The organism is Isoptericola sp. NPDC058082 (genome assembly GCF_042885055.1).
In the GTDB taxonomy this organism is placed as follows: domain Bacteria; phylum Actinomycetota; class Actinomycetes; order Actinomycetales; family Cellulomonadaceae; genus Isoptericola.
Window position 1 is genome coordinate 69,468 of record NZ_JBHVSQ010000010.1, and the last position, 22,832, is coordinate 92,299.

The following is a 22,832-nucleotide window of genomic DNA, read 5'->3' on the forward strand; positions in this document are numbered from 1 at the left end:
TGGGGTGGCGGCCCTCTCGTCGTGCCCGTCCGGCCGTCCGGGAGGGGGGAGGTCCGCGCGTGACGTTGCGGAGTGAGTGCTCACTCATTTAGTGTGGCGCGCATGAGTCCCACGCCCACGCCGACCGGTCGCGCCGCGCCCATGGCGCCGGACGACCGCCGCTCGGCGATCATCGACGCCGTGCTCCCGCTCGTCGGAGAGTTCGGCCTCGACGTCACCAGCCGCGAGCTCGCCGACGCCGCGGGCATCGCCGAGGGCACCCTGTTCCGGGCGTTCGGCGACAAGCTCACCCTGATCGGCGCGGTGGCGGTCGAGGGCCTGCACCGGGCCTCCGGGCCGGTCGAGACGCGCGCCGAGCTCGCGGCGATCGACCGGGAGGCGCCCCTCGAGGAGCGGCTCGAGCGCGTCATCGAGCTCGGCCGCCGCCGGATGACCGACGTCATGCGCTGGATGGGCGTGCTGCGCGCGCTGCACCACCGCACCGGTGCGCGCGACCAGGTCGAGCCCGGGCACGTGCAGGACTTCCGCGCGCAGCTGGCGCAGCAGCGCGAGCAGCAGCGCGAGGCCACCGTCGCCGGGCTGATCGGGGTACTGCAGCCCGACGAGCACCGGCTCCGGGTGCCGATCGAGGTCGCGGTGGCCCTCGTCGAGGCCAGCATCGCCGGCACGCACGCGCGGGTCGACCACCTGCTGCCCGCGCCCTCGCCCCGGGTCGTCGCCGATGCGCTCGTGCACGGCATCGCGGAGGATCGAGGGGAAAAACACGTGCCCGCGGCCACCACGACGACGAACACTGCCTCGAACGCTCCGTCCGAGAACCCCCCAGGGGCGGCGACGCCCCGGACCCCCCACCCCCAGGAGCCCTGATGCTCGTCTCCCTGGCGCGGACCTACCTGCGCCCGTACGCCGGCGCCGTCGGCCTGCTGCTGGTGCTCCAGCTGCTCGCGACGCTCGCCTCCCTGTACCTGCCGTCCCTCAACGCGGACATCGTCGACAACGGTGTGACGACCGGTGACACGGCCTACATCATGCGCGTGGGCGGCTGGATGCTCCTCGTGAGCCTCGTCCAGGTCCTGTGCGCGGTCGGCGCGGTGTTCCTGGGCGCCCGGGCCGCGACGGCGCTGGGCCGCGACGTGCGCCGCGACCTGTTCGACTCCGTGCAGGGCTTCTCCGCCCGCGAGCTCGGGCAGTTCGGCGCCCCGTCCCTCATCACCCGCACGACCAACGACGTGCAGCAGGTGATGATGGTCGTGCTCATGACGTTCACCATCATGGTGATGGCGCCGATCATGCTGGTCGGCGGCGTCATCATGGCGCTGCAGGAGGACGTCGAGCTGTCCGCGCTGCTGCTGGTCGTCGTGCCCGTCCTCGGTATCGCGATGGGCCTGCTGATGTGGCGGATGGTGCCGTACTTCAAGGCGATGCAGAAGCGGATCGACGCGATCAACGGCGTGCTGCGCGAGCAGATCACCGGCCTGCGGGTGGTGCGCGCGTTCGTCCGGGAGAACCGCGAGCTGGAGCGCTTCGGCGCCACCAACGAGGCGCTGTACGACACGTCGCTGAACGCCGGCAAGCTGATGGCGCTGGCGTTCCCCATGGTCATGCTCATCATGAACGCCTCCAGCGTCGCCGTGCTCTGGTTCGGCGCGCAGCGCATCGACAACGGCCAGATGGAGGTGGGGGCGCTCATGGCGTTCCTCAGCTACATCATGTACATCCTCATGGCCGTGATGATGTCGACGATGATGGTGATGATGGTGCCGCGCGCCTCGGTCGCCGCGGGCCGCATCAGCGAGGTGCTCGAGACCGAGACGTCGGTGACGGAGCCGGCGGCGCCGGTGAGCCTCTCCTCCCTGGCCGACGGCGAAGGGCCGCGCGGCGAGGTGCGCTTCGAGGGGGTCGGGTTCCGCTACCCGGGCGCCGACGAGCCGGTGCTGCACGACCTGGCGTTCACCGCGTCGCCCGGCCGGGTGACGGCGATCATCGGCTCGACCGGCGCGGGCAAGACGACGCTGCTCAACCTGGTGCCGCGGCTCTTCGACGTCACCGAGGGCCGCGTGCTCCTGGACGGCGTCGACGTGCGCGACCTGGCGACGGGTGACCTCGGGTCGCAGCTCGGCCTGGTGCCGCAGAAGGCGTTCCTGTTCAGCGGCACGGTCGCGGACAACCTCCGCTACGGCAAGGCCGACGCCACCGAGGAGGAGATGTGGGCCGCGCTGGAGATCGCGCAGGCGCGCGACTTCGTCGAGGCGCTCCCCGAGGGGCTCGAGGCGCCGGTGGCGCAGGGCGGCACCACGTTCTCCGGCGGTCAGCGGCAGCGGCTCGCGATCGCGCGCGCCGTCGTCCGGCACCCGCGCGTGTACCTGTTCGACGACTCGTTCTCGGCGCTCGACTACAGCACGGACGCGCGGCTGCGCGCGGCGCTGCGGCCGCGCACGCAGGACGCGACCGTCCTCGTCGTCGCGCAGCGCGTGGCGACGATCCGCGACGCCGACCAGATCCTCGTGCTCGACCACGGCCGCATCGTCGGGCGCGGCACGCACGCCGGGCTGCTGGCCGACAACGAGACCTACCAGGAGATCGTCTCCTCCCAGATGTCCCTCGAGGAGGCGGCATGAGCACCGAACGCAAGGCCCCTGCCCGTCCCGCCGGCGGCCCGCGCGGCGGCGGCCCCATGGGTGGCATGGGCGGGGCCCCGGGCGCCAAGGCCATGGACTTCCGCGGGTCGCTCGTGCGGTTCGCCCGCGTGATGCGTCCCGAGCGGGCGCGCGTCGTCCTGCTGACCCTGTGCGGCATCGTCTCGGTGGCGCTCACCGTGGCGGGCCCGAAGATCCTCGGCGACGCGACCAACGTCATCTTCGCGGGGTTCGTCGGCAAGGCGCTCGCCCTGGCCGGGGTCCCCGCGGGCACGACCGGCGACGAGGCCGCCGCCATGCTGCGCGCCTCCGGGGACAGCGCCCAGGCCGGGCTGATCTCCTCGCTGCCGGACGTGGTCGTGGGCCGGGGCGTGGACTTCACCCGCCTCGGCGAGATCCTCCTGTGGGTGCTCGCCATCTACCTGGGCGCGTTCCTCTTCGGGTGGCTGCAGGCGCGGATCATGACGATCGCCGTGCAGAACACGATGCGCCGGCTGCGCGACGACGTCGAGGCCAAGCTGCACCGCATCCCGCTGAGCTACGTGGACAAGCAGGCCAAGGGCGAGATCCTCTCGCGCGTCACCAACGACATCGACAACGTCGCGCAGACGACGACCCAGACGCTCGCGCAGCTCGTGACCTCCGTGCTCACGGTGATCGGCGTGCTCGGGATGATGTTCTGGATCTCGTGGGTGCTGGCGCTCGTGGCGCTGGTGACCGTGCCGCTGTCGGTGGTCCTGACCATGCAGATCGCCAAGCGGTCGCAGCCGCAGTTCGTGGCGCAGTGGGCGGCCACCGGGCGCCTCAACGCGCACGTCGAGGAGATGTTCACCGGCCACTCGCTGGTGAAGGTCTACGGGCGCCAGGAGGCGGCGGCGGAGAAGTTCGGGACCGAGAACGAGGCGCTCTACGACGCGTCGCGGAAGTCGCAGTTCATCTCCGGCACGATGCAGCCGTCGATGGGCTTCCTCGCGAACCTCAACTACGTGATCGTGGCCGTGATCGGCGGCCTGCGCGTGGCCTCGGGGCAGCTGTCCCTGGGCGACGTGCAGGCGTTCATCCAGTACTCGCGGCAGTTCACGCAGCCGCTCACGCAGATCGCGTCGATGATGAACCTGCTGCAGTCCGGCGTCGCGTCGGCCGAGCGGGTGTTCGAGCTGCTCGACGCCCCGGAGCAGGACCCGGACCCGGCGGACCCCCGCCGGCTCGGCGACGTCCGCGGCCGCGTGGCGTTCGAGGACGTCTCGTTCTCCTACGACCCCGAGACGCCGCTCATCGAGCACCTCGACCTCGTGGCGGAGCCCGGCCAGACGATCGCGATCGTCGGCCCCACGGGCGCCGGCAAGACGACGCTCGTCAACCTGCTCATGCGGTTCTACGAGGTGAACGAGGGCCGCATCACGCTGGACGGCGTGGACACGCGCGACCTGACGCGGGACGACCTGCGCTCGCGGATCGGCATGGTGCTGCAGGACACGTGGCTGTTCAAGGGCACCATCGAGGAGAACCTGCGCTACGGGGTGCGCGACGGCGACCAGGTGGGCGAGGCGGAGTTCCTCGCGGCCACCGAGGCCACGCACGTGGACCCGTTCGTGCGCACGCTGCCCGACGGGTACGCGACGCTGCTCGACGACGAGGCGACCTCGCTCTCGGCGGGCGAGAAGCAGCTGCTGACCATCGCCCGCGCGTTCCTCGCCGACCCGGAGATCCTCGTGCTCGACGAGGCGACGAGCTCGGTCGACACCCGTACCGAGGTGCTGGTGCAGCAGGCGATGAACGCGCTGCGGGCGAACCGCACGTCGTTCGTCATCGCGCACCGTCTGTCGACCATCCGTGACGCCGACACCATCGTCGTGATGGAGCACGGGCAGATCGTGGAGCAGGGCGACCACGACACGCTGCTCGCGGCGGGCGGTGCCTACGCGCGGCTGTACGAGTCGCAGTTCAGCGCCCCCGCGGTGGACGAGGAGGACGCGGTCGCCGGTCCCGCCGGCGTCTGACCCCGCCGCTCGCCCGATCCTCCCCGCGGGCCGGGATCAGGGGAGGACGAGCATCCGGGCGGGCGGCGCCCCCTCGCGCTGCCAGTCGAACCGGGCCTCGCCGACCACGCGCCACCCGCGGTGCAGGTAGACGGCGTGCGCGACGCCGTCGCGGTCGTCGACGTCGAGCACCGGCGTGCGCCCCTGCGCGTGCAGGTGCGCGACGGCGACGTCGAGCAGCGCGCCGCCGACCCCGCGGCCCTGCGCGCCCGGGCCGACGAAGAGGACCGACACGCAGCCCAGCTCCTCGACGGGGCGGCCGGCGCCGGCGGACCAGATGGCGCCGAACCGGTCGTCGGGCACGGAGGTCACGCTCACGTGCCCGACGACCGCGCCGTCGAGCTCGGCGACCCACGCGCGCTCCTCGTCCGGCCGCACCAGGAACTCCTCGGTCGGGAAGGGCAGCGGCCACCGGTGCGGGTAGCCCGACGCCGGCTGCTGGGCGGCGAGGACGTCGACGAGGGCGGGCAGGTCGGCCGCCGTGCGGTCGCGGAGCACGACGGCGGGAGTGCGGGCCGGGGCGGTGCCGGAGGTCACGGCGGAGGTCGCGTCGGAGGTCACCCCGCGATCGTGGCACGGGGCCCCGACAGGCTCGCGCCGGTCGGGGCCCCGCGGGATGGTGCGGGCGTCACGCGGAGACGCTGAGCGTGGCGCCGATGGTCCCCGCGTCGGCGAGGGCGCCGGCGTGCACGCGCGCGAGCTGCGTGCGCGACACCTTGAGCCCGCGCCGGGTGTCGTCGGTCGTGACGTGGGCGGGGCCGACGGCCGTGCCGTCGTCGGGGGCGTCGGTGAGCGAGACGGGCCGCACGAGGGTCCAGTCGAGGCCGCTTCCGCGCACCACCTCCTCCTGCCGGCCCGAGTCGGTGAACTGGCGGCCGATCACGAACCGGAACACCAGCTTCCACGTGAGGTCGAGGTGCGCCCACGAGTCGCCGAGGCCGTACGTGCTCTGCACGACCAGCCGGCGCACGCCGGTCTCGCGCATCGCCGCGACCACGGTCGCGGTGCCGCGCGAGCGCACGTCGGGCGGGGTGCTCGACCGGCGCAGCCACTGCACGGTGAGCGGGTTGTCCGAGATGCCGAGCGTGACGACGACGGCGTCCTGCCCGGCGACGGCCTTGGCGACCGCCTCCGGGTCGAGGGCGTCGCCGTCGACGGGTCGCAGGGAGCCCCGCTGCGCGTCCAGACCTGAGACCGGTGCCGCGAACGCGGTGCTCGCCGTCCGGCCGAACGCGGTCACGCGGTGCCCCGCGGCCACCAGCTCGCGGGTGACGGCGAGGCCGCTGCCCCGCGTCGCTCCGACCACCAAGACGTCCATGAGAGTCCTCCTCGTCGTGCCGGGCCCCGTGCGGTCCCGGCGTCTGGCTCCAGACTTCCGCCCGATCACCGGACGAACCATGAGGTGTCATCCAGGAGTCTTGACCGTTCGTCCGGGACGGGCGGACGATGGCGGGATGAGCGACGCCGCCCTGCTCCCCGTCCCCGGTGCCGGAAAGCCGCAGGTCGACCCCTGGGCCGACGTGCTCGGGACCCTCGAGATGGACGCCGTCTTCTGCTCCACCGGCCGGTTCTCCGAGCCCTGGGGCATCGCGATGCCGGCGCTGCCGGGCGTCCTGATGTTCCACCTGCTGCTCGACGGCCGCGCCGTCGTCGACGTGGAGGGCGGGCGGCACGACCTGGGCCCGGGAGACCTCGTGCTGGTGCCGCACGGTGCCGGGCACGCGATCACCGGCACCGCCGACGACCCGGCCACCGGGCTCTGGGACGTCGACCGCACGGTGGTCGCCGACCGGTACGAGCAGCTCCGGATCGACGGGGGCGGGCGCCCGGCGGCCCTGGTGTGCGGGGCGGTGGGGTTCACCGACCCGGGGGTCGGCCGCCTGCTGGCGAGCCTGCCGGCGGTGCTGCGGGCGCCGGACGCCGCGAGCGGGCCGGGCGCGGGCGACGACGGGTCGGACGGCGACTGGGTGCGCGCCGTCGTCGCGGCGATCGACCACGAGGTGCGCCACCCGCGGCCGGGCACGGACGTCGTCACGGCCCGGCTCGCCGACGTGCTGCTGGTGCACGTGGTGCGCCGCTGGCTCGAGGCGGAGGAGCCGGCGTCGGGGTGGGTCGCCGCGCTCCGCGACCCGGCGCTCGGGCCCGTGCTGCGCGCCGTGCACGCGGAACCCCAGCGGCCATGGACGCTGGAGTCGCTCGCCGCCGTCGCGCGCCTGTCCCGGTCCGCGTTCGCCGACCGGTTCGCCCGCACCGTGGGCGAGCCGCCGATGGCCTACGTGGCCGGGTGCCGGATGGACGCGGCCGCGCGGCTGCTGCGCGACCCGGACGCGAGCGTCGAGCGCGTGGCCCGGCAGGTCGGCTACGACTCGGTGCCGGGGTTCCACCGCGCCTTCGTGCGGCGGCACGGCGCGACGCCGGGCGCGTGGCGCTCCTCCGGCCCGGCGCGCACCCTTGCCGAGGTGCTCGCGCGCTGAGGGGCGGAGGGACCGGACCGGTGGGGGGCGCGGCTGCGCGCGGGGGAGAATGCCCCGGTGAGCACCCCCGAGCCCGGCGTCGACGACGCCCGCACCACCCGCATCACCGACCCCGCCGACCCGCGCCTGCACGACTACACCGACCTCAAGGACGTGAAGCTCCGCTCCGTGCGCGAGCCCGCCGAGGGGCTGTACATGGCCGAGTCGTCGTCCGTGATCCGGCGGGCCCTCGAGGCGGGCCACCGTCCCCGGTCGTTCCTCATGGGCGAGAAGTGGCTCGACTCCCTGGCAGACGTGCTCGCCGCCCATCCCGACGTCCCCGTGTACGTCGGCCCGGACGACGTCGTGCAGCGGATCACCGGCTTCCACCTGCACCGCGGGGCGCTCGCGGCCATGCACCGGCCGGTGCTGCCCTCCGTGCACGACCTGCTCGCCGGGGCGCGCGCCGGCGCGGGCGCGCGCCGCGTCGCCGTGCTGGAGGACATCGTCGACCACACGAACGTCGGGGCGATCTTCCGCTCCGCGGCGGCGCTCGGGGTGGACGCGGTGCTCGTCTCGCCGCGCTGCGCCGACCCGCTCTACCGCCGGTCGGTCCGGGTCTCGATGGGCACGGTGTTCCAGGTGCCGTGGACGCGGCTGGAGTCGTGGCCGGGCGGCCTGCACGCGCTGCAGGACGACGGCTTCACCGTCGCGGCGCTGGCCCTCGCCGACGACTCCGTGTCCCTCGACGACCTGGTGGCCGACCCGCCCGAGCGGCTCGCGATGGTGCTCGGCACCGAGGGTGACGGGCTCTCGCGAGGGGCGGTCGCGGCGGCGGACGTCGTCGTGCGGATCCCGATGGCCGGGGGAGTGGACTCGCTCAACGTCGCGGCCGCGTCGGCCGTGGCGTTCTGGGCGACCCGGGCCTGATCCCGGCGCGGACGAGGGGGCCGGCGCGTCGCACCGACCCCCGTCGTCCGCCCCCTGCGGGCGACCCGATCAGCCCTTCAGCTCGGCCGCCAGGTCGTCGAGGAAGACGTCGAGCACGCCGTCGCCCAGCTTCACCGGGGCGGCGCCCCAGCGGTTGTCCGGGGGGTCGACGATCACCTGGGCGGCCGCCTCGGCGGAGGCGTCGGCCCGGGCGAGGAGCTCGTCGCGTCGCGCCGTGTCACCGCGCAGGTCGGCCCGGGCGGCGTCGAGCGTGGCGAGGAACGCGTCGCCCCACAGGTCGGTCGCCTCCAGCCAGGGCGCGGCGTCCGACACGAAGGCGGGGTCCACACCGGACCGCCGGAGCGTCTCGGGGATGCCCGCGACCGTCCGGGCGTCGTCCCGCAGGCGGGCGATCGCCGCCGCCTGGTGGCCGGCCTCCCAGCGCTCCCAGAAGTCGCCGATCTCCGCCGCGAGGGCGGGCGCCTGCGGCTGCCACGGGTCGCCGAAGCTCGGCGCCAGGTGGTTGAGGTCCCCGAACGCCAGGAGCGCCTCCACCGCGTCGCGGTCGTCGTGGGCCAGGTAGCGCATCGCCTCGACCCAGCTCCGGTCGCGGTCGTACCCGCGGTCGTTCCACGCGAAGTCCGCGATGCCGAAGACGGCGACCTTGCTCGCCGCGGCCTGGTTCATCGGGTTGGAGACGATCCCGGCCAGGTGGTCCGACAGACCCGGCTCGCGCTTGTCGTACGGCGCGAGGAGGAGCCGTCCGCTGGTCTGCCCGTAGTCGTTGACCGGGTAGTTGTCCCACAGGAAGGTCGGGCCGCCGAAGACGGTGTCCGCCTCGACCGCCTGGTCCACCGAGATCGACTGCGGCACCACGTCGTTGCCCGTCCACATGACGACGACGTCCTCGTCCATCTCCCGCAGCGCGGCCTTGTAGGGCGACTCCGTGGTGTTGTAGTACTCCGTCGGCACCATCTGCAGCGGCCGGGCGCCGTCGTGCGTCTCGATCCAGCCCTGCTGCACGCGGGTGAGGAAGTCCGCCTGGGCCTTCCCGGCGTTCCCCGGCGACGGGTCGCCGTAGGCCACCTGGTCGGAGTCGCAGGCCCAGCGCGAGTAGTCGATGTCGTCGAGCGGGACGCTGAACGCCCGGACGCCGACGTCGTACAGCGCCTGGAACTTCCGCTCCAGCGCCGCCATGTCCTCGTCGCCGGAGTAGCAGACGCTGTTGCCGGGGGAGAGCGCGAACGTGAAGCGCACGTGGTTCGCCGTCGCGGCCTCGACCAGCTCGGCGAGCTCCGCGAGCTTGTCGGCCGGGTAGTCCTCGCGCCACTTCTCGCGGTGGTACGGGTCGTCCTTCGGGGCGTAGACGTAGGTGTTGGCCTTCACGTCGCCGTAGAAGGCGAGCTGGTCCAGCCGCTCGGCGTGCGTCCACGGCTCGCCGTAGAAGCCCTCGATGGTGCCGCGCAGCGGCATGGCGGGGAAGTCGCGGACCGTGGCGCCGGCGAGCGTCGTGCCCCGGCGGCCGTCGACCAGGAGCTGCTCGAGGGTCTGGACGGCGTAGAACTGGCCGGTCGCGTCCGCCCCGGCGAGCACGACGGTGCCGCGGCCCCGGTGCCCGTCGACCTGCACCGCGTACGCCTCGTCGTGGTCGGGCACCGTGACGCGGCCCAGGGCGGCCCGGACGTCGGTGCGCGACGCGTCACCGAGGAGGAGCCGGACCTCCCCGCGGGCCGGGCGGCGGTCGTCCGCGTCGCGGACGACGGCGCGCACCCCGTGCTCCCGCAGCGCGCCGGTGAGCGCGTCGCGTGCCGCGTCATCGGTGTCGGCGTCGACCACGACGTCCACGGACCGGGGGAGGCGGAGGTCGTCGTCGGAACGCCAGATCTCCTGCGGGGCGGGGCTGACGGTGGGAAGGTCGTCCCGGGTGGCGGGCGACGCGGACGCGGTCGTCGTCACGCCGGCGGCGAGGAGCATCGTGGCCGTGAGCGTGCCGGCGGCGAGTCGTCGTCTGACGGTGGTCATGGAAACCTCCATTGGTCTAGACCAGTTCGACCACCCTGACGAAGGTCGATGCTCCTGTCAACAGGAGGACGGGGTCGTCGCCGAGGGGTCCGCCGGTGACCCGCGCCACACTGAATTACGCAACGGGGGGATGACGAAACCCGGAGGTGAAGGTTAGCCTCACCTACGTGAGTCAGACCCTGGCGCCCTCGGCGCCCCCCGCGGTCGAGTCCCGTCCCGCCGTCGCGATGGCCGGGCGCGGCCTGCGGCTGTCGTACGACCGCCGCACCGTCGTCGACGGCGCGGAGATCGAGCTGCGGCCCGGCGCGGTGACCGCGCTGCTCGGGCCCAACGGCTCCGGCAAGTCGACGCTGCTGCGCTCGCTCGCGCGCCTGCACCGCCCGGACGCGGGCTCCGTCACGCTCGCCGACGGCGACGCCGCTGACGGGGAGGGCGCCACCGACGCGCTCGCCCTGCACCCCAAGGACTTCGCCCGCCGCGTCACGCTGCTGTCGCAGAGCCATCCGACGCCGAGCGGCGTGACCGTGCGCGACGTCGTCGCGTACGGCCGGCACCCGTACCGTGGGCGCTTCCGTTCCGCGGACGCGGACGGGCCGCGCGCGATCGCGCACGCCATGGACGTCACCGGCGTCGCCGAGATGGCGGAGCGGGGCGTCGACGAGCTCTCCGGCGGCGAGCTGCAGCGGGTGTGGCTCGCGACCTGCCTCGCGCAGGACACCGGCGTGCTGCTCCTCGACGAGCCCACGACCTACCTCGACCTGCGCTACCAGGTGGAGCTGCTCGACCTGGTGCGCGACCTCGCCACCGAGCACGGCGTCGCCGTCGGCGTGGTGCTGCACGACCTCAACCAGGCCGCCGCCGTCGCGGACCACGTCGTCGTGCTGCACCGCGGCGAGGTGCGGGCGTCCGGCCCCGCCGCCAGGGTGCTCACCAGCGAGCTGCTCACCGAGGTGTACGGCATCCGCGTCGAGGTCACCACGCACCCGGACACCGGCCGCACCCGCTGCGAGGCCGTCGGCCGGCACGACGCGCGCGGCGTCTGACCTCGCGCGACCGGACCACCGGACCACCACCACTCGCCGGCGCCCCCGCCCGGCACCGTCGCGCCCGCTCCCGCGGCGCACCGACTCGAAGGACACCGAGACACCCATGCGCATCCCCACCCGCCCCCTGCTCGTCGGCGCCACCGCCGCCGTGGCCGCGCTCGCCCTCGCCGCGTGCGGCACCACGGAGGACCCCGCCGAGGCGGCGGCGCCCGAGTCGTCGGCCGCGAGCGGCCCCGTCACCTACACGGACGAGCGTGGCGAGCACACGCTCGACGCCCCCGCCACCGAGGTCGTCTCTCTCGAGTGGGGCCTCACGGAGAACCTCGTGGCGCTCGGGGTCGAGCCGGCGGGCCAGGCGGACGTCGAGGGGTACAACACCTGGGACACGGTCGCGCCGATCGACGAGCGCACGCCCGACGTCGGCACGCGCGGGGAGCCGAGCCTGGACGCCATCTCGGCGCTCGAGCCGGACCTCGTGGTCACGACCACCGACATCCCCGAGAACGTCATCGCGCAGATCGAGGAGGTCGCGCCCGTCCTGACGTTGCGCGGCTCCGACGGCGAGGACCCGCTCGGCTACATGAAGGAGACGGTGACCACCCTCGGGGAGGTCACCGGCAAGCGGGACGAGGCGACCCAGGCGCTGGCGGACTTCGACGCCAAGGTCGCCGAGGGCAGGACCGCGCTCGAGGAGGCGGACCTCGGCGGCGCCGAGTTCGCGATGGCCGACGGCTGGATCGCCAACGGCACCGTCTCCGTGCGCATGTACACGCCGGGGTCCTTCTTCGGCGCGCTCGGCGAGGCCGTCGGCCTCGAGAACGCCTGGACCGAGGGCGGCGACCCCGACTACGGCCTCGCGCAGACCGACGTCGAGGGCCTGACGAAGCTCGGCGACGTGCAGTTCGTCTACGCGGCGAACGACGCCGAGGCCGACCCGTTCGCCGACGGGCTCAAGGGCAACAAGGTGTGGGAGCAGCTGCCGTTCGTGACGGCCGGCGACGTGCACCGCATCCCCGACGGCATCTGGATGTTCGGCGGCCCGCTGTCGGGCGCCGCGTACATCGACGCGCTCGTCGACTCGCTCGCCTGATCGCCCGCAGCACGTGTCCGTGACCGACTCGCCGCCGTCCGCCGCCCCCGTCACCGCGCCGGGGCGGCGGGCGGCACCCGTCCGTGTCGTGGCGGCGTTCGTCCTCGCCGTCGTCGCGGTGCTCGTCCTGGCCGCGGTGCACCTCACGCAGGGCACGGCGGACGTCGGGGTGCCCGACGTGCTGCGCGCCCTCGTCGGGTCCGACGCCGACGGCACGGTCGCCGTGCTCGTCTCGTCCCGGCTGCCACGCCTCCTGGCGGGGCTGCTCGTCGGCGTCGCGCTCGGCGTGGCCGGTGCGGTGCTGCAGTCCGTGGCGCGCAACCCGCTCGCGTCCCCCGACACGCTGGCGGTCAACGCGGGCGCGTACGTCACGGTCGTTGCGGCGGCCGCCCTCGGCCTGTCCGTCCCGTTCTACCTGCAGGGCGGGCTCGCGTTCGTCGGCGGCCTGGCCGCCGCGGCGCTCGTGCTCGCCCTTGCGCGCGGCGGAGCCGACGGGCCCACCCGCCTGGTGCTGGCGGGCTCGGCCATCATGCTCGCGCTGCACTCCCTGACGATGGTGCTCCTCGTGCTCTTCGAGCAGGAGACCACCGGCCTGTTCGCGTGGGGCAGCGGCAGCATCGTGCAGTCCGGCACGCGCACGGTGAGCATGGCGGCCCCCGTCGTCCTGGTCGGCGTCGCCGCCGCCTTGCTGCTGGCCCGCCGGCTCGACCTCCTGGGCCTGGGGGACGACGCCGCACGCGTGCTCGGCATCGACGTGCGCCGCACGCGCGTGCTCGCCGTCCTGGCCGCCGTGCTGCTCGCCGCGATCGCTGTCACCGTGGCCGGACCCATCGGCTTCGTGGGCCTCGCGGCTCCCGTCATCGCCCGGCTCGTGGGGCGCAAGGTGCCCGGCCTCGGCCGGCACGTGCTGCTCCTGCCGTTCGCCGCCCTCGTGGGCGTCGTCGTGGTGCTCGGCGCGGACGTGCTGCTGCGCGCGATCCTGCCCGGTCAGGCGTCGGTCGTGGTGCCGACCGGCGTCGTGACCAGCGTGCTCGGTGCCGGCATCCTCGTGTGGATGGCGCGGCGCCTGCGCGACTCGGGTGCCGGGGCGCGCGGCGCCCGGGGTGCCCTCGGCCGGCCCCGTTCGCGCGCGCGGGTGGTCGCGGTCCTGGTGCTGCTCGGCGTCGCCCTCGTGGTGGCCGTGGTCGCCGGCCTGCTCCTCGGCGACCGGGTCGTGCTGCTGGGCGACGTGTCGAACTGGGTGCAGGGGGTGGCCGGGCGGCAGGTGAGCTTCGTGCTCGACCAGCGCGTGCCGCGCGTGCTCGCCGCCGTGCTGGCGGGAGCGGCGCTGGCGCTCGCGGGCACGATCGTGCAGGCCGTGTGCCGCAACCCGCTCGCCGAGCCGAGCCTGCTCGGCGTGACGTCGGGCGCGGGCCTCGGCGCCGTGCTGATGATCCTGCTCGTGCCCGGGGTCGGCATCTGGCAGATGTCCGCGGCGGCGGGCGCGTGCGCGCTCGGCGTGTTCGCCCTCGTGTACCTGCTGTCGTCGCGCGGCGGGCTGGGCTCCGAGCGTCTGGTGCTCGTCGGTATCGGCGCGCAGGCGGGCACGACGGCGCTCATCACTCTCGTCGTCCTCGTCATCGCGCCGTGGGACGTCAACCTCGCGCTCACGTGGCTGTCGGGCTCGACGTACGGGCGCAGCCTGGAACAGCTCCTTCCCGTCGCCCTGGCGCTGCTCGTCATGGTGCCGCTCGCCGCGACCTACCGCCGCGAGCTCGACGTGCTGTCGCTCGACGAGGACACCCCGCGCGTCCTCGGCCTCCCGGTGGACCGCTCGCGGCTGGTGCTGCTCGGGGCCGCCGCGCTGACCACGGCAGCCGCCGTGTGCGCCGTGGGCGTCATCGGCTTCGTCGGGCTCGTCGCCCCGCACGCGGCACGCGCGCTGGTCGGCGCCCGGCACGCGCGGGTGCTGCCGGTGGCGATCCTCGTCGGGGCCGTGCTGGTGTCCGCGGCGGACACGCTCGGCCGCGTCGTCATCGCGCCGGGGCAGATCCCCGCGGGTCTCGGGACGGCGCTGCTGGGGGCGCCGTACTTCGTCTACCTGCTCTGGCGCTCGCGGGGACGCGCGACGGCCTGACGGTCCCTCGAGCGGACCCACGCTTTCGAGCGGGGCCGCGGCGAGGGACGATGGCGGGGTGGACGAGCACAGTGCCGCCCCGGTGGTGATCGGTTACGACGCGTCGGAGCCTGCCGACGTCGCCCTCGCCTGGGCGGCGCGGGAGGCGCGCACGCGCGGCGCCGTCCTGCGCGTCGTCTACGTGCGCGACGCCCACGACACGGGGGTGGCCGCGCGCCCGCACGGCGACGACCTGGGGGAGCGGGGGGACGGCGGGGCGTGGCCCGTCGTCGAGGAGGCGGCCGCCCGCGCCCGCGACATCGTCCCCGGCGCGACCGTCGAGACCTTCGTGGAGTACGCCTCCCCGTCCGCGGCGCTCGTGGGCATGTCGGCCGACGCCGGGGCCCTCGTGCTGGGCGCCACCCGGCACGGCGGCCTGTACGAGGCGATCCGGGGCACCGTCGTGCTGCAGGTGACGGCGCACGCCCACTGCCCCGTGGTGGTCGTGCCCGCCGAGGGCCCGCGGGCCGACCTGCCGCCGGACGCCCCCGTCGTCGTCGGCTACGACGGCTCCGAGCAGTCCGGCGTGGCCCTCGACGCCGCCGTCGACACCGCGTGGCGGCTGGGGCGCGCGCTCCGCGTCGTCGTGGTGTGGCGGCCCGGGGTGGCGGAGTGGGTGACGTCGCGCGGCCCCACCGAGCACGAGGCCCACGACATCACCGAGGCCGACGCCGGGCCGGTGCTGCAGCGCGGCCTGGCCCGGGTCGAGGAGCGGCTGCGGGAGCGCGGCGCGTCCGAGGGTGCGCTCGAGGTGCTCGGCGAGACGCGCGAGGGGCAGGTGGTGCGCGTGCTGCACCGCGAGGCGGAGGGTGCCGAGCGGCTGCTGCTGGGCACTCGGGGGCGCGGCGGCTTCGCGTCGCTGCTGCTCGGTTCCGCGACGCACACCCTGGTGCGGACGTCCGCCTGCCCGGTCGTCGTCGTGCGTGCGTCCGGCGCGGTGGAGGCGGCGACGTAGCGTCGGACGCGGCCGTGTGACGACGGTCACCCGGGGTTGCGGACCCCGGGCGAGGTGAGGTTAGGCTTACCACCGTGACCGAGACCGCCGAGGCGACCGAGCGCGCCGACCAGACCGCCGTGCAGGACGTCGTCCCCGAGCAGCCGTACCGCATGTTCGACGTCACCGTCTCGCGCGTCACCCGGCTCTGCCCGTCGTTCATCCGCATCACGTTCACCGGCGAGGACCTCGACGGGTTCGCCGACAACGGCAAGGACCAGCGGATCAAGTTCCTGCTCCCCGCGCCCTGCGGCGGCTGGGAGTACCTCGACCGGCAGAACCCGGACTGGTTCACGTCGTGGCGCGCGCTGCCCGAGGAGCGTCGCAACCCGCTGCGCACCTACACCGTGCGCGCGGTCCGGCAGGACCTGCGCGAGGTCGACGTCGACATCGTGCTGCACGGCGACACCGGGCCCGCCTCCCGCTGGGCCAACGGCGCGAAGCCGGGCGCCCCGCTCGTCATCATGGGCCCCAACGCCGCGTACACGGACGGGCCGCACGGCGGGCTCGAGTTCAACCCGCCCGCCCGCAGCCACGCCCTGCTTCTCGCCGGCGACGAGACCGCCGTCCCGGCGATCGCCGCGATCTGCGAGTCCCTGCCGGCGGACGCCGTCGGCGAGGTCTTCCTCGAGGTGCCGCACCGCGAGGACCGCTGGACCCTGGCCGCGCCCGCCGGCGTGCGGATCTCGTGGCTGCCGCGCGAGGACCGGGAGCACGGCGACGTGCTCGTGCCCGCCGTGAAGGAGGCCGCGGACCGGCTGCTCGCCATGGGCGTGCGCCCGTCGGCGGACGCGCCGGCCGCTCCCGAGCTGCTGGCCGCGGAGGTCGATGGCCCGGCACTGACCGCCGCGGGCGTCGACCTGGACGGCGAGCTGCCCGACGTCGACATCGACGCGGACATCCTCTGGGAGGTGCCCGTCGACGCGACCGGCCAGCCGCTCGCGCAGGACACGGTGCTCTACGCGTGGCTCGCCGGCGAGGCCGGATCGATCAAGACGCTGCGCCGCTACCTCGTCTCCGAGAAGGGCGTCGACCGCAAGGCCGTCGCCTTCATGGGCTACTGGCGCCGCGGCCGCGCGGAGTGCTGATCCGGCACCTGCCGGGCGCGTTTCGGCGGGATGTCCGATAAGCGCGAAATTCTCAGTCCGCGAGACGTACTGTCTTGTCTCGCGAGGCGGACGATGTGCTGGGTCAATCGCGGTGGCGTGGTATCTAGAGGGTGCGATCCGGCTGGCATGCTCTGGCCGAGCCTGACGACCTCACCGAACTCCTCACGGTGGCGAGACGACGCCGCCGTCGAGCACGCCGTGCTCTGACCCGCACCGAGAGGCCCTCACGACATGACGACGACGACGCCTGTGCCGGAGAACACCCGGGCGCGCAGCCAAGGGAGCGCGGACCCGTCCGGCGCACCGGCGGGTCAGATCGCGCCTCCGCCGAAGATGCGTCGGCGCCCCGCGCTCATCGCGCTCTCCGTCGTGCTCGTGTGCGTGGGCGCCCTCGTGAGCGCGTTCGCCTTCCAGTCCATGTCGAACAGCCAGGAGGTGCTCACCGTCCGCGAGACGATCCACCGCGGGCAGGTCATCGACGCCGACGACCTCGTCACCGTGCGGATCGGGATGGACCCCGCGCTGCAGGCGGTGCCGGCGAGCAGCGCCGAGGCCGTCGTGGGCAAGCACGCGGCGCTCGACATCGTCGCCGGGGGCGTCGTCACCGCGGAGCAGGTGACCGACGCGGCCGTGCCGTCCGCGGGGAACTCGGTGGTGGGCGTGAGCGTCACGGCCGCCATGCTGCCCGCCGGCCAGGTGCGGTCGGGCGACGACGTACGGATCGTGTCCACCACCGCGGGCGGCGGCGACGCCGCGGAGCCGGCGGCCGTCGAGGGCGTCGTCGTCGGCGTCACGACCGACACCGTCACCGGCAACACGCTGGTCAACGTGCAGGTCTCCGCGGACGACGCGCCGCAGGTCGCGTCGGCGTCCGCCGAGGGCAGCGCCGCGATCGTCGTCGACAGCCAGGAGTGACGGGCCCATGGCACTGATCGTCCTGACGTCCGCCAACGGGTCGCCCGGGGTGACCACCAGCGCGCTGGCGCTGGCGCTGTCCTGGCCCCGCCCCGTCGTCCTCGTGGACGCCGACCCCACCGGCGCGCGCGCCGTGCCCGCCGGCTACTTCGGCGGCGCCCAGATGCCCACCGACGCGACCGTCGTGGACCTGGCGGTCTCGCATCGGCAGGGCACCCTCGCCGAGGACCTGCCGCGGGCGCTGATGAGCTTCCCCGACAGCCAGGTGCAGTACCTCGCCGGGGCCATGAACCACCTCCAGTCGCGCGCGCTCGACGAGCTCTGGGAGCCGCTGTCGGCGGTCTTCAGGTCGCTGGAGAGCAACGGCCAGGACGTGATCGTCGACGCCGGCCGCCTCGGCCTCGTCGGCTCCCCGACCAAGCTGCTCACGCATGCGGACCTGGCCCTGCTCACGACGCACAGCTCGTTGCCCGCCCTCGTCGCCGCGAGCTCGTGGGCGCACAGCCTGCGCGACGCGTTCACCGGCGTCGGCGCGATCGAGAGCCTGGGCGCGCTCGTCGTCGGGCCCGGCAGGCCGTACGGCAGCGGAGAGGTCGCCAAGGTGCTGCAGGTGCCGGTCGTCGCGGGCCTCGACTGGGACCCGGCCTCGGCCGAGGTGTACTCGCTGGGGGCCAAGCGCCCCAAGAAGTTCTCGACCTCCGGCCTCAACAAGTCCGTGCGCGCCGCCGTGCAGAGCATCGGCTCGCGCGTGACCCGGTCGCGCCAGCAGCTCGACCTCGGCGCGGAGAGGAGCGCCCTGTGAGCACGCCGCCGCCGGACCCCAGCTCGCTGCCGATCTTCACCGCGTACCCGACGTCGGACGACCCGGAGCAGACCGTGGTGCGCCGCCCCGCGCACGCGCTGGCCGGGCCGATCGACGAGTCGACCACCCCTCGCGGGCCCGCCGCCGCCCCCGTCGTGCCGCACCCGCCGACCGTGCCCGTCGCCCCGCCCGTCGCCCCGCCCGTCGCCCCGCCCGCACCGGTCCCGTCCTCGTGGCCGGCCGGCGGGCACCCCGCCCCCGTCGCACCCCAGCGTGCGATGCCGGCGAACGGCACCGTGCCGCCCCAGATGCCGCCCCAGATGCCGCCCCAGACGCCGACCCAGGGGACGGCCCACGACGCGACCCGTGCGACCGGGCGGGCGGACTTCCTCGCCCAGCCCAGGGGCGTCGACTGGAAGCAGGTCGCGGAGTTCCGCGGGCTGGCCTCGACGCGGCTGGCCGAGCGGCTCGGCGAGGACCGCGGCAAGGACCTCGAGGCCGAGCGGGAGCTCGGGCGCGCGATCATCCAGGAGATCCTGGACGACGCCGCCGCGGACCTCCTGCACGACGGGCGGGCGGCGTGGAGCATCGAGCACCAGCGCGTGCTCGCCAAGGCGATCCACGACTCGCTGTTCGGGCTCGGGCGGCTGCAGCCGCTGGTCGACGCGGACGACGTCGAGAACATCATCATCAGCCCGCACGACAACGCCTGGGTCGAGAAGACCACCGGCGAGCTCGTGAAGGTCGAGCCCGTCGCGGACTCCGACCAGGAGCTGCGCGAGAACCTCGCGTTCATCGCGACCCGCTCCGACTCCAACGCGCGCAGCTTCTCCCCGGCCAGCCCGCACCTGCACATGCGGCTCGACGACGGCTCCCGTCTGGCGGCCGCGTCGTGGGTCACGGCGAACACGTCGGTCGTGATCCGCCGGCACCGGATGCGCAAGGTCGGGCTCGACCGGCTGGTGGAGCTCGGGATGATGTCGGCCGTGCAGGCGTCGTTCCTGCGTGCCGCCGTCCGGGCGAAGAAGTCCATCGTCGTCGCGGGGCCGCAGGGCGCCGGCAAGACGACGATCGTGCGCGCGCTGTGCGCGGAGATCCCGCGGTACGAGCAGATCGGCACCTTCGAGACCGAGTTCGAGCTCCACCTGCACGAGCTGCCCGAGGTGCACGACGTGGTCCACGCCTGGGAGGCACGCCCCGGCTCCGGCGAGATCGGCGCCGACGGGCGCCAGGCGGGCGAGTTCACGCTCGACGAGGCCATCTACAACTCGTTCCGGTTCAACCTGTCGCGGCAGATCGTCGGTGAGGTCCGCGGCAAGGAGGTCTGGGCGATGATCAAGGCGATGGAGTCGGGCGCCGGCTCCATCTCCACGACCCACGCCGCGAACGGCTCGGGCGCGATCCGCAAGCTCGTCACCTGTGCCATGGAGGCCGGCCCGCACGTCACACGCGAGCTGGCGACGTCGAAGCTCGCCGAGACCGTCGACCTCGTCGTCCAGGTCGGGCTGCAGACCCGCCCCCTCGACGCGACCGGGACCCGCTGGCAGCGCGACCGGTGGGTGTCGGAGATCGTGCACATCGCCCCGGGCGAGGAGGCGGTCGGGTACGCGACGACGCACGTCTTCACGCCGAACCCGCAGGGCGGGCCCGCCGTCCCGGGCACGATGCCGGAGGAGCTGCGCGACCTCGAGCGATTCGGCTTCGACCTCACGTCCTACCTGGTCGAGGGCGCCCAGCAGGGTGGCCTGCGATGACGGCCCTGCTGCCCGCCCTCGGCGGCGCGCTCCTCGTCGCCGGTGTGATCGGCGTCGTGGTGGGTGTGCGTCGCGTGCCGGTCGACGACGCCGCCCCGCGCCGTCAACGCCTGGCCGGCAGGCTCGCCGCGGTGGACCGGCAGACGAAGATCCTCGCGGCGGCGGGCCTGGTCGGCGGCATCGTGGTCTACGCGATCACGGGGTGGATCGTGGCCGTCGTGCTCGGCCCGGTCGCCGGCATCGGGCTGCCGGTGCTGCTCAGCGCCGGCAGCTCGGGCCAGACCATCCGCCGGCTCGAGGCGCTCGAGGAGTGGACCCGCAGCCTGGCCGGCGTGCTCACCGTGGGCGTCGGCCTCGAGGAGGCCATCCGCATGTCGCTGCGGTCGGCGCCCGAGGAGATCCGGCCCGAGGTGACCAACCTCGTGGCCCGCCTGCGCGCCCGCTGGGGCACCGTCGCGGCGGTGCGGGCGTTCGGCGACGAGCTCGACGACGCGACGGGCGACGTCGTGGCGGCCACCCTCATCCTCGGCGCGGGCCGCCGCGGCGCCGGTCTGGCGTCCGTGCTGGAGTCGTTGGCGCAGTCGGTGGCCGACGACGTGCGCGCGCGCCGCGAGATCGAGGCGGAGCGTGCCAAGCCCCGCGCCACCGCGCGCTGGGTCACCATCATCACCGCCGGCGTGCTCCTCGTGCTGGCCTTCACGGGCGACTACATCGCCCCGTACTCCTCGCCGCTGGGGCAGGTCCTCATCACGGCCTACCTCGCCGCGTACGTCGGCCTGCTCGTCATGATGCGGCGGATGTCCAAGGGCGAGGCGCTGCCGCGGTTCATGGGCGAGCGTGCCCGTGAGGGGGCGCGGTCATGACCACCGGGCTGCAGATCGCGCTGCTGGGCGGCGCGCTGGTGGGCCTCGGCATCGGGCTGCTCGTGTGGCGCCTGGCCCCGAGCCGCCCGGACGTCACCGACGTCGTGCGCCGCTACTCGCAGGAGGCGGCGAAGGAACGCGCCACCCTGCAGACGGACCTCGTGGCGGGCGACCGCTACGAGCGCGTCGGCGTGTGGGCGATCAAACGGTTCCCCGCCGCGGCCTGGGGCAGGACGCCGACCAAGGAGCTCGCGCTCCTGCGCATCCCGGTGCACCGCTACTACGGCAAGAAGGTGCTGTACGGCGTCGTCGGCCTCGTCATCCCGCCCGTGCTGACGCTCATGCTGGCCGTCGCGGGCGGGCCCGCCCTGCCGTTCACGATCCCGGCCGTCGCGTCGCTCGGGCTCGGCGTCGTGCTGTTCGTGTCGCCGGACATCGACGTGCGGACCGAGGCGAAGCACGCCCGCACGGACTTCGCGCGCGCCCTGAGCGCCTACATCGACCTGGTCGCGCTCGAGCGGCTCTCCGGCGCCGGCTCCCGGCAGTCGATGGAGAGCGCCGCCGAGATCGGCGACTCGTGGGTGTTCCGCCGCATCGGCGAGGAGCTCCAGCGCTCCCGCTGGAACGGCGTCGCCCCGTGGGACGCCCTGCAGAACCTGGCGGACGAGCTCGGCCTGCCCGAGCTGGACGACCTGGCCGACGTGATGCGGATGAGCGGCGAGGGCTCGCAGGTGTACGACAACCTGCGTGCCCGGTCCGCCGCCATGCGGGCGGCCATGCTCAACGCGGAGCGCGGCAAGGCGAACGCCGTGAGCGAGCGGATCAACATGCCCATGTCGCTGCTGGGCGTGGTATTCATGGTGATCCTCGTGACCCCGGCGCTCCTCAACGTGATGGGAGGCATCTGACGCCCTCTCGTCGACGTGCTCTCGACCACCTCCCTCCCCGGATAGGAACACCCATGCTCCAGCTCATCGCCACCCTGCACACCTTCGGCGTCAACGTCGCCGACCGCGCCCGCACCAAGCTCGCCACCGAGCCCGAGACCGGCTCGGAGACCATCGAGAAGGTCCTGTGGGCCGTGGCCGTCATCGGGATCGTCGCCATCGTCGTCGGCGTCATCACCAACTACGTCACCAGCGAGTCGGCCAAGATCAAGTGACCCGTCGGCCCAGGCACGTGCAGGGACCCCGCGGGCCTCGTGCCCGCGGGGCGCGCGAGCGTGGGTCCTCGACCATCGAGATGGTCTTCCTCCTGCCCGCCTTGTTCACCCTGATGTTCGCGGGGATCCAGGCGGGGCTGTGGTACCAGGCCCGCACGGTCGCGTACGCGGCCGCGCAGGAGGGCGTGCGCGCGGCGGCGGCGGAGAACGGCACCGCGGGCGCGGGCGAGGCGGCGGCGTCGGACTACCTGGCGGACGTCGGCGGCGGACTGACGGGCAGGGGGATCACCGTCCGGCCGGAGCCCACCGAGGTGACGGTCACCGTGCGCGTGAGCGCCCAGTCGATCGTCCCCCTGTGGAACCCGGAGATCTCGCAGTCCGCGAGCCTGCCCGTCGAGAGGCTCACCGGATGACCCGGCTGGCGCGCGCCCTGCGCCGTCGGATGCAGGACGGCGAGCGCGGGTCCGCGGCCATCGAGGCCGCGGTCGGCGTCCCCGCCTTCCTGCTGATCATGGGCCTGGTGTTCGCGGGCGGCCGCGTGGCGCTCGCCGGCCAGTCCGTCGAGGCGGCCGCCACCGAGGCCGCCCGGTCCGCGTCGATCGCGCGGACCCAGGCGGAGGCGGAGGCCGGCGCCGTCGCGGCCGCGCGGCGCAGCCTCGACGAGAAGGGGCTGCACTGCGCCCCGCAGGTCGCGGTGAACACGAACGGCTTCGGGAACGCCGTCGGCGTCGCCTCGAGCGTCTCGGCGACCGTGACCTGCGACGTCGGCGTCGGCGACCTCGCCGTCCCCGGCCTCCCGGGGACGATCCGGATCGCCAAGACCATGGACAGCCCGATCGACACCTACCGGGAGCGCTGAAGC

21 protein-coding genes are annotated in these 22,832 nt (G+C 74.3%); 18 read left to right on the forward strand and 3 right to left on the reverse strand.

From position 1 onward, the window contains the following. The first annotated feature begins 102 nt into the window (after positions 1-102). From ACFVS0_RS14455 to ACFVS0_RS14465, 3 genes are read left to right on the forward strand one after another with little or no spacing between them, the layout of a single operon-like run. Complete coding sequence (locus ACFVS0_RS14455; protein WP_430563008.1) at positions 103-867, forward strand: TetR/AcrR family transcriptional regulator; 765 nt, start codon at positions 103-105, stop codon at positions 865-867. After that, positions 867-2,618 (forward strand): ABC transporter ATP-binding protein, encoded by a 1,752-nt coding sequence (locus tag ACFVS0_RS14460; protein ID WP_430588338.1) that lies wholly within the window; start codon positions 867-869, stop codon positions 2,616-2,618. The genes ACFVS0_RS14455 and ACFVS0_RS14460 overlap by 1 nt, the downstream gene beginning before the upstream one ends. Next, positions 2,615-4,636 carry an ABC transporter ATP-binding protein gene (locus ACFVS0_RS14465; RefSeq protein WP_430563009.1) on the forward strand — a complete coding sequence of 674 codons (2,022 nt, stop codon included), beginning with the start codon at positions 2,615-2,617 and terminating at the stop codon, positions 4,634-4,636. Before ACFVS0_RS14460 ends, ACFVS0_RS14465 begins: the two co-directional genes overlap by 4 nt. Positions 4,637-4,672: 36 nt before the next feature. On the opposite strand, the gene ACFVS0_RS14470 is transcribed toward ACFVS0_RS14465, so the two are convergent. Together ACFVS0_RS14470 and ACFVS0_RS14475 are read right to left on the reverse strand one after the other, a co-directional pair. Further along, a complete protein-coding gene (locus tag ACFVS0_RS14470; protein WP_430588339.1) occupies positions 4,673-5,236 on the reverse strand; it encodes a GNAT family N-acetyltransferase in 564 nt (187 codons plus the stop codon). A gap of 67 nt (positions 5,237-5,303) precedes the next feature. After that, positions 5,304-5,993: an NAD(P)-dependent oxidoreductase gene (locus ACFVS0_RS14475; protein ID WP_430588340.1), complete on the reverse strand. Its 690-nt coding sequence runs from the start codon at positions 5,991-5,993 to the stop codon at positions 5,304-5,306. 136 nt (positions 5,994-6,129) lie between these two features. On the opposite strand from ACFVS0_RS14475, the gene ACFVS0_RS14480 reads away from it, so the two are divergent. Together ACFVS0_RS14480 and ACFVS0_RS14485 are read left to right on the forward strand one after the other, a co-directional pair. Beyond that, positions 6,130-7,149, forward strand: coding sequence for an AraC family transcriptional regulator (locus ACFVS0_RS14480; RefSeq protein ID WP_430588341.1), 1,020 nt, complete (start codon positions 6,130-6,132; stop codon positions 7,147-7,149). 57 nt (positions 7,150-7,206) lie between these two features. Continuing rightward, entirely contained in the window at positions 7,207-8,058 is an 852-nt protein-coding gene (locus tag ACFVS0_RS14485) for a TrmH family RNA methyltransferase (protein ID WP_430563013.1), read from the forward strand. Positions 8,059-8,127: 69 nt separating this feature from the next. Here the strand turns inward: ACFVS0_RS14485 and ACFVS0_RS14490 are convergent, their stop codons facing one another. After that, positions 8,128-10,080: a beta-N-acetylglucosaminidase domain-containing protein gene (locus ACFVS0_RS14490; protein ID WP_430588342.1), complete on the reverse strand. Its 1,953-nt coding sequence runs from the start codon at positions 10,078-10,080 to the stop codon at positions 8,128-8,130. Positions 10,081-10,307: 227 nt separating this feature from the next. Here ACFVS0_RS14490 and ACFVS0_RS14495 point away from each other — a divergent pair, with 227 nt between their 5' ends. From ACFVS0_RS14495 to ACFVS0_RS14555, 13 genes are all read left to right on the forward strand, one after another. Beyond that, complete coding sequence (locus ACFVS0_RS14495; protein ID WP_430551866.1) at positions 10,308-11,123, forward strand: ABC transporter ATP-binding protein; 816 nt, start codon at positions 10,308-10,310, stop codon at positions 11,121-11,123. Positions 11,124-11,229: 106 nt separating this feature from the next. After that, positions 11,230-12,216, forward strand: a complete 987-nt coding sequence (locus ACFVS0_RS14500) for an ABC transporter substrate-binding protein (RefSeq protein ID WP_430588343.1) — start codon at positions 11,230-11,232, stop codon at positions 12,214-12,216. A gap of 19 nt (positions 12,217-12,235) precedes the next feature. Then, positions 12,236-14,332 carry an iron ABC transporter permease gene (locus ACFVS0_RS14505; protein ID WP_430588344.1) on the forward strand — a complete coding sequence of 699 codons (2,097 nt, stop codon included), beginning with the start codon at positions 12,236-12,238 and terminating at the stop codon, positions 14,330-14,332. A 58-nt stretch (positions 14,333-14,390) separates the two neighbouring features. Continuing rightward, complete coding sequence (locus ACFVS0_RS14510; protein WP_430588345.1) at positions 14,391-15,326, forward strand: universal stress protein; 936 nt, start codon at positions 14,391-14,393, stop codon at positions 15,324-15,326. A 74-nt stretch (positions 15,327-15,400) separates the two neighbouring features. Beyond that, positions 15,401-16,453: a siderophore-interacting protein gene (locus ACFVS0_RS14515; RefSeq protein WP_430551779.1), complete on the forward strand. Its 1,053-nt coding sequence runs from the start codon at positions 15,401-15,403 to the stop codon at positions 16,451-16,453. Between the two features lie 252 nt (positions 16,454-16,705). Continuing rightward, positions 16,706-17,389, forward strand: a complete 684-nt coding sequence (locus ACFVS0_RS14520; protein ID WP_430588346.1) for an SAF domain-containing protein — start codon at positions 16,706-16,708, stop codon at positions 17,387-17,389. Positions 17,390-17,396: 7 nt separating this feature from the next. Beyond that, complete coding sequence (locus ACFVS0_RS14525; protein ID WP_430563020.1) at positions 17,397-18,191, forward strand: hypothetical protein; 795 nt, start codon at positions 17,397-17,399, stop codon at positions 18,189-18,191. Continuing rightward, positions 18,188-19,945, forward strand: a complete 1,758-nt coding sequence (locus tag ACFVS0_RS14530; protein WP_430588347.1) for a CpaF family protein — start codon at positions 18,188-18,190, stop codon at positions 19,943-19,945. Before ACFVS0_RS14525 ends, ACFVS0_RS14530 begins: the two co-directional genes overlap by 4 nt. Continuing rightward, positions 19,942-20,808, forward strand: a complete 867-nt coding sequence (locus ACFVS0_RS14535; protein WP_430551783.1) for a type II secretion system F family protein — start codon at positions 19,942-19,944, stop codon at positions 20,806-20,808. The genes ACFVS0_RS14530 and ACFVS0_RS14535 overlap by 4 nt, the downstream gene beginning before the upstream one ends. After that, on the forward strand, positions 20,805-21,716 hold the full coding sequence (locus ACFVS0_RS14540; RefSeq protein ID WP_430551784.1) for a hypothetical protein: 912 nt from the start codon (positions 20,805-20,807) through the stop codon (positions 21,714-21,716). The genes ACFVS0_RS14535 and ACFVS0_RS14540 overlap by 4 nt, the downstream gene beginning before the upstream one ends. Before the next feature lie 53 nt (positions 21,717-21,769). Then, the gene (locus tag ACFVS0_RS14545; protein ID WP_430551785.1) at positions 21,770-21,970 is read left to right on the forward strand and encodes a hypothetical protein; all 201 of its coding nucleotides are present in this window, start codon (positions 21,770-21,772) and stop codon (positions 21,968-21,970) included. Between the two features lie 17 nt (positions 21,971-21,987). Then, positions 21,988-22,383 carry a TadE/TadG family type IV pilus assembly protein gene (locus ACFVS0_RS14550; protein ID WP_430551786.1) on the forward strand — a complete coding sequence of 132 codons (396 nt, stop codon included), beginning with the start codon at positions 21,988-21,990 and terminating at the stop codon, positions 22,381-22,383. Next, a complete protein-coding gene (locus ACFVS0_RS14555) occupies positions 22,380-22,829 on the forward strand; it encodes a TadE/TadG family type IV pilus assembly protein (protein WP_430551787.1) in 450 nt (149 codons plus the stop codon). The genes ACFVS0_RS14550 and ACFVS0_RS14555 overlap by 4 nt, the downstream gene beginning before the upstream one ends. The last annotated feature ends 3 nt before the right edge of the window (positions 22,830-22,832 follow it).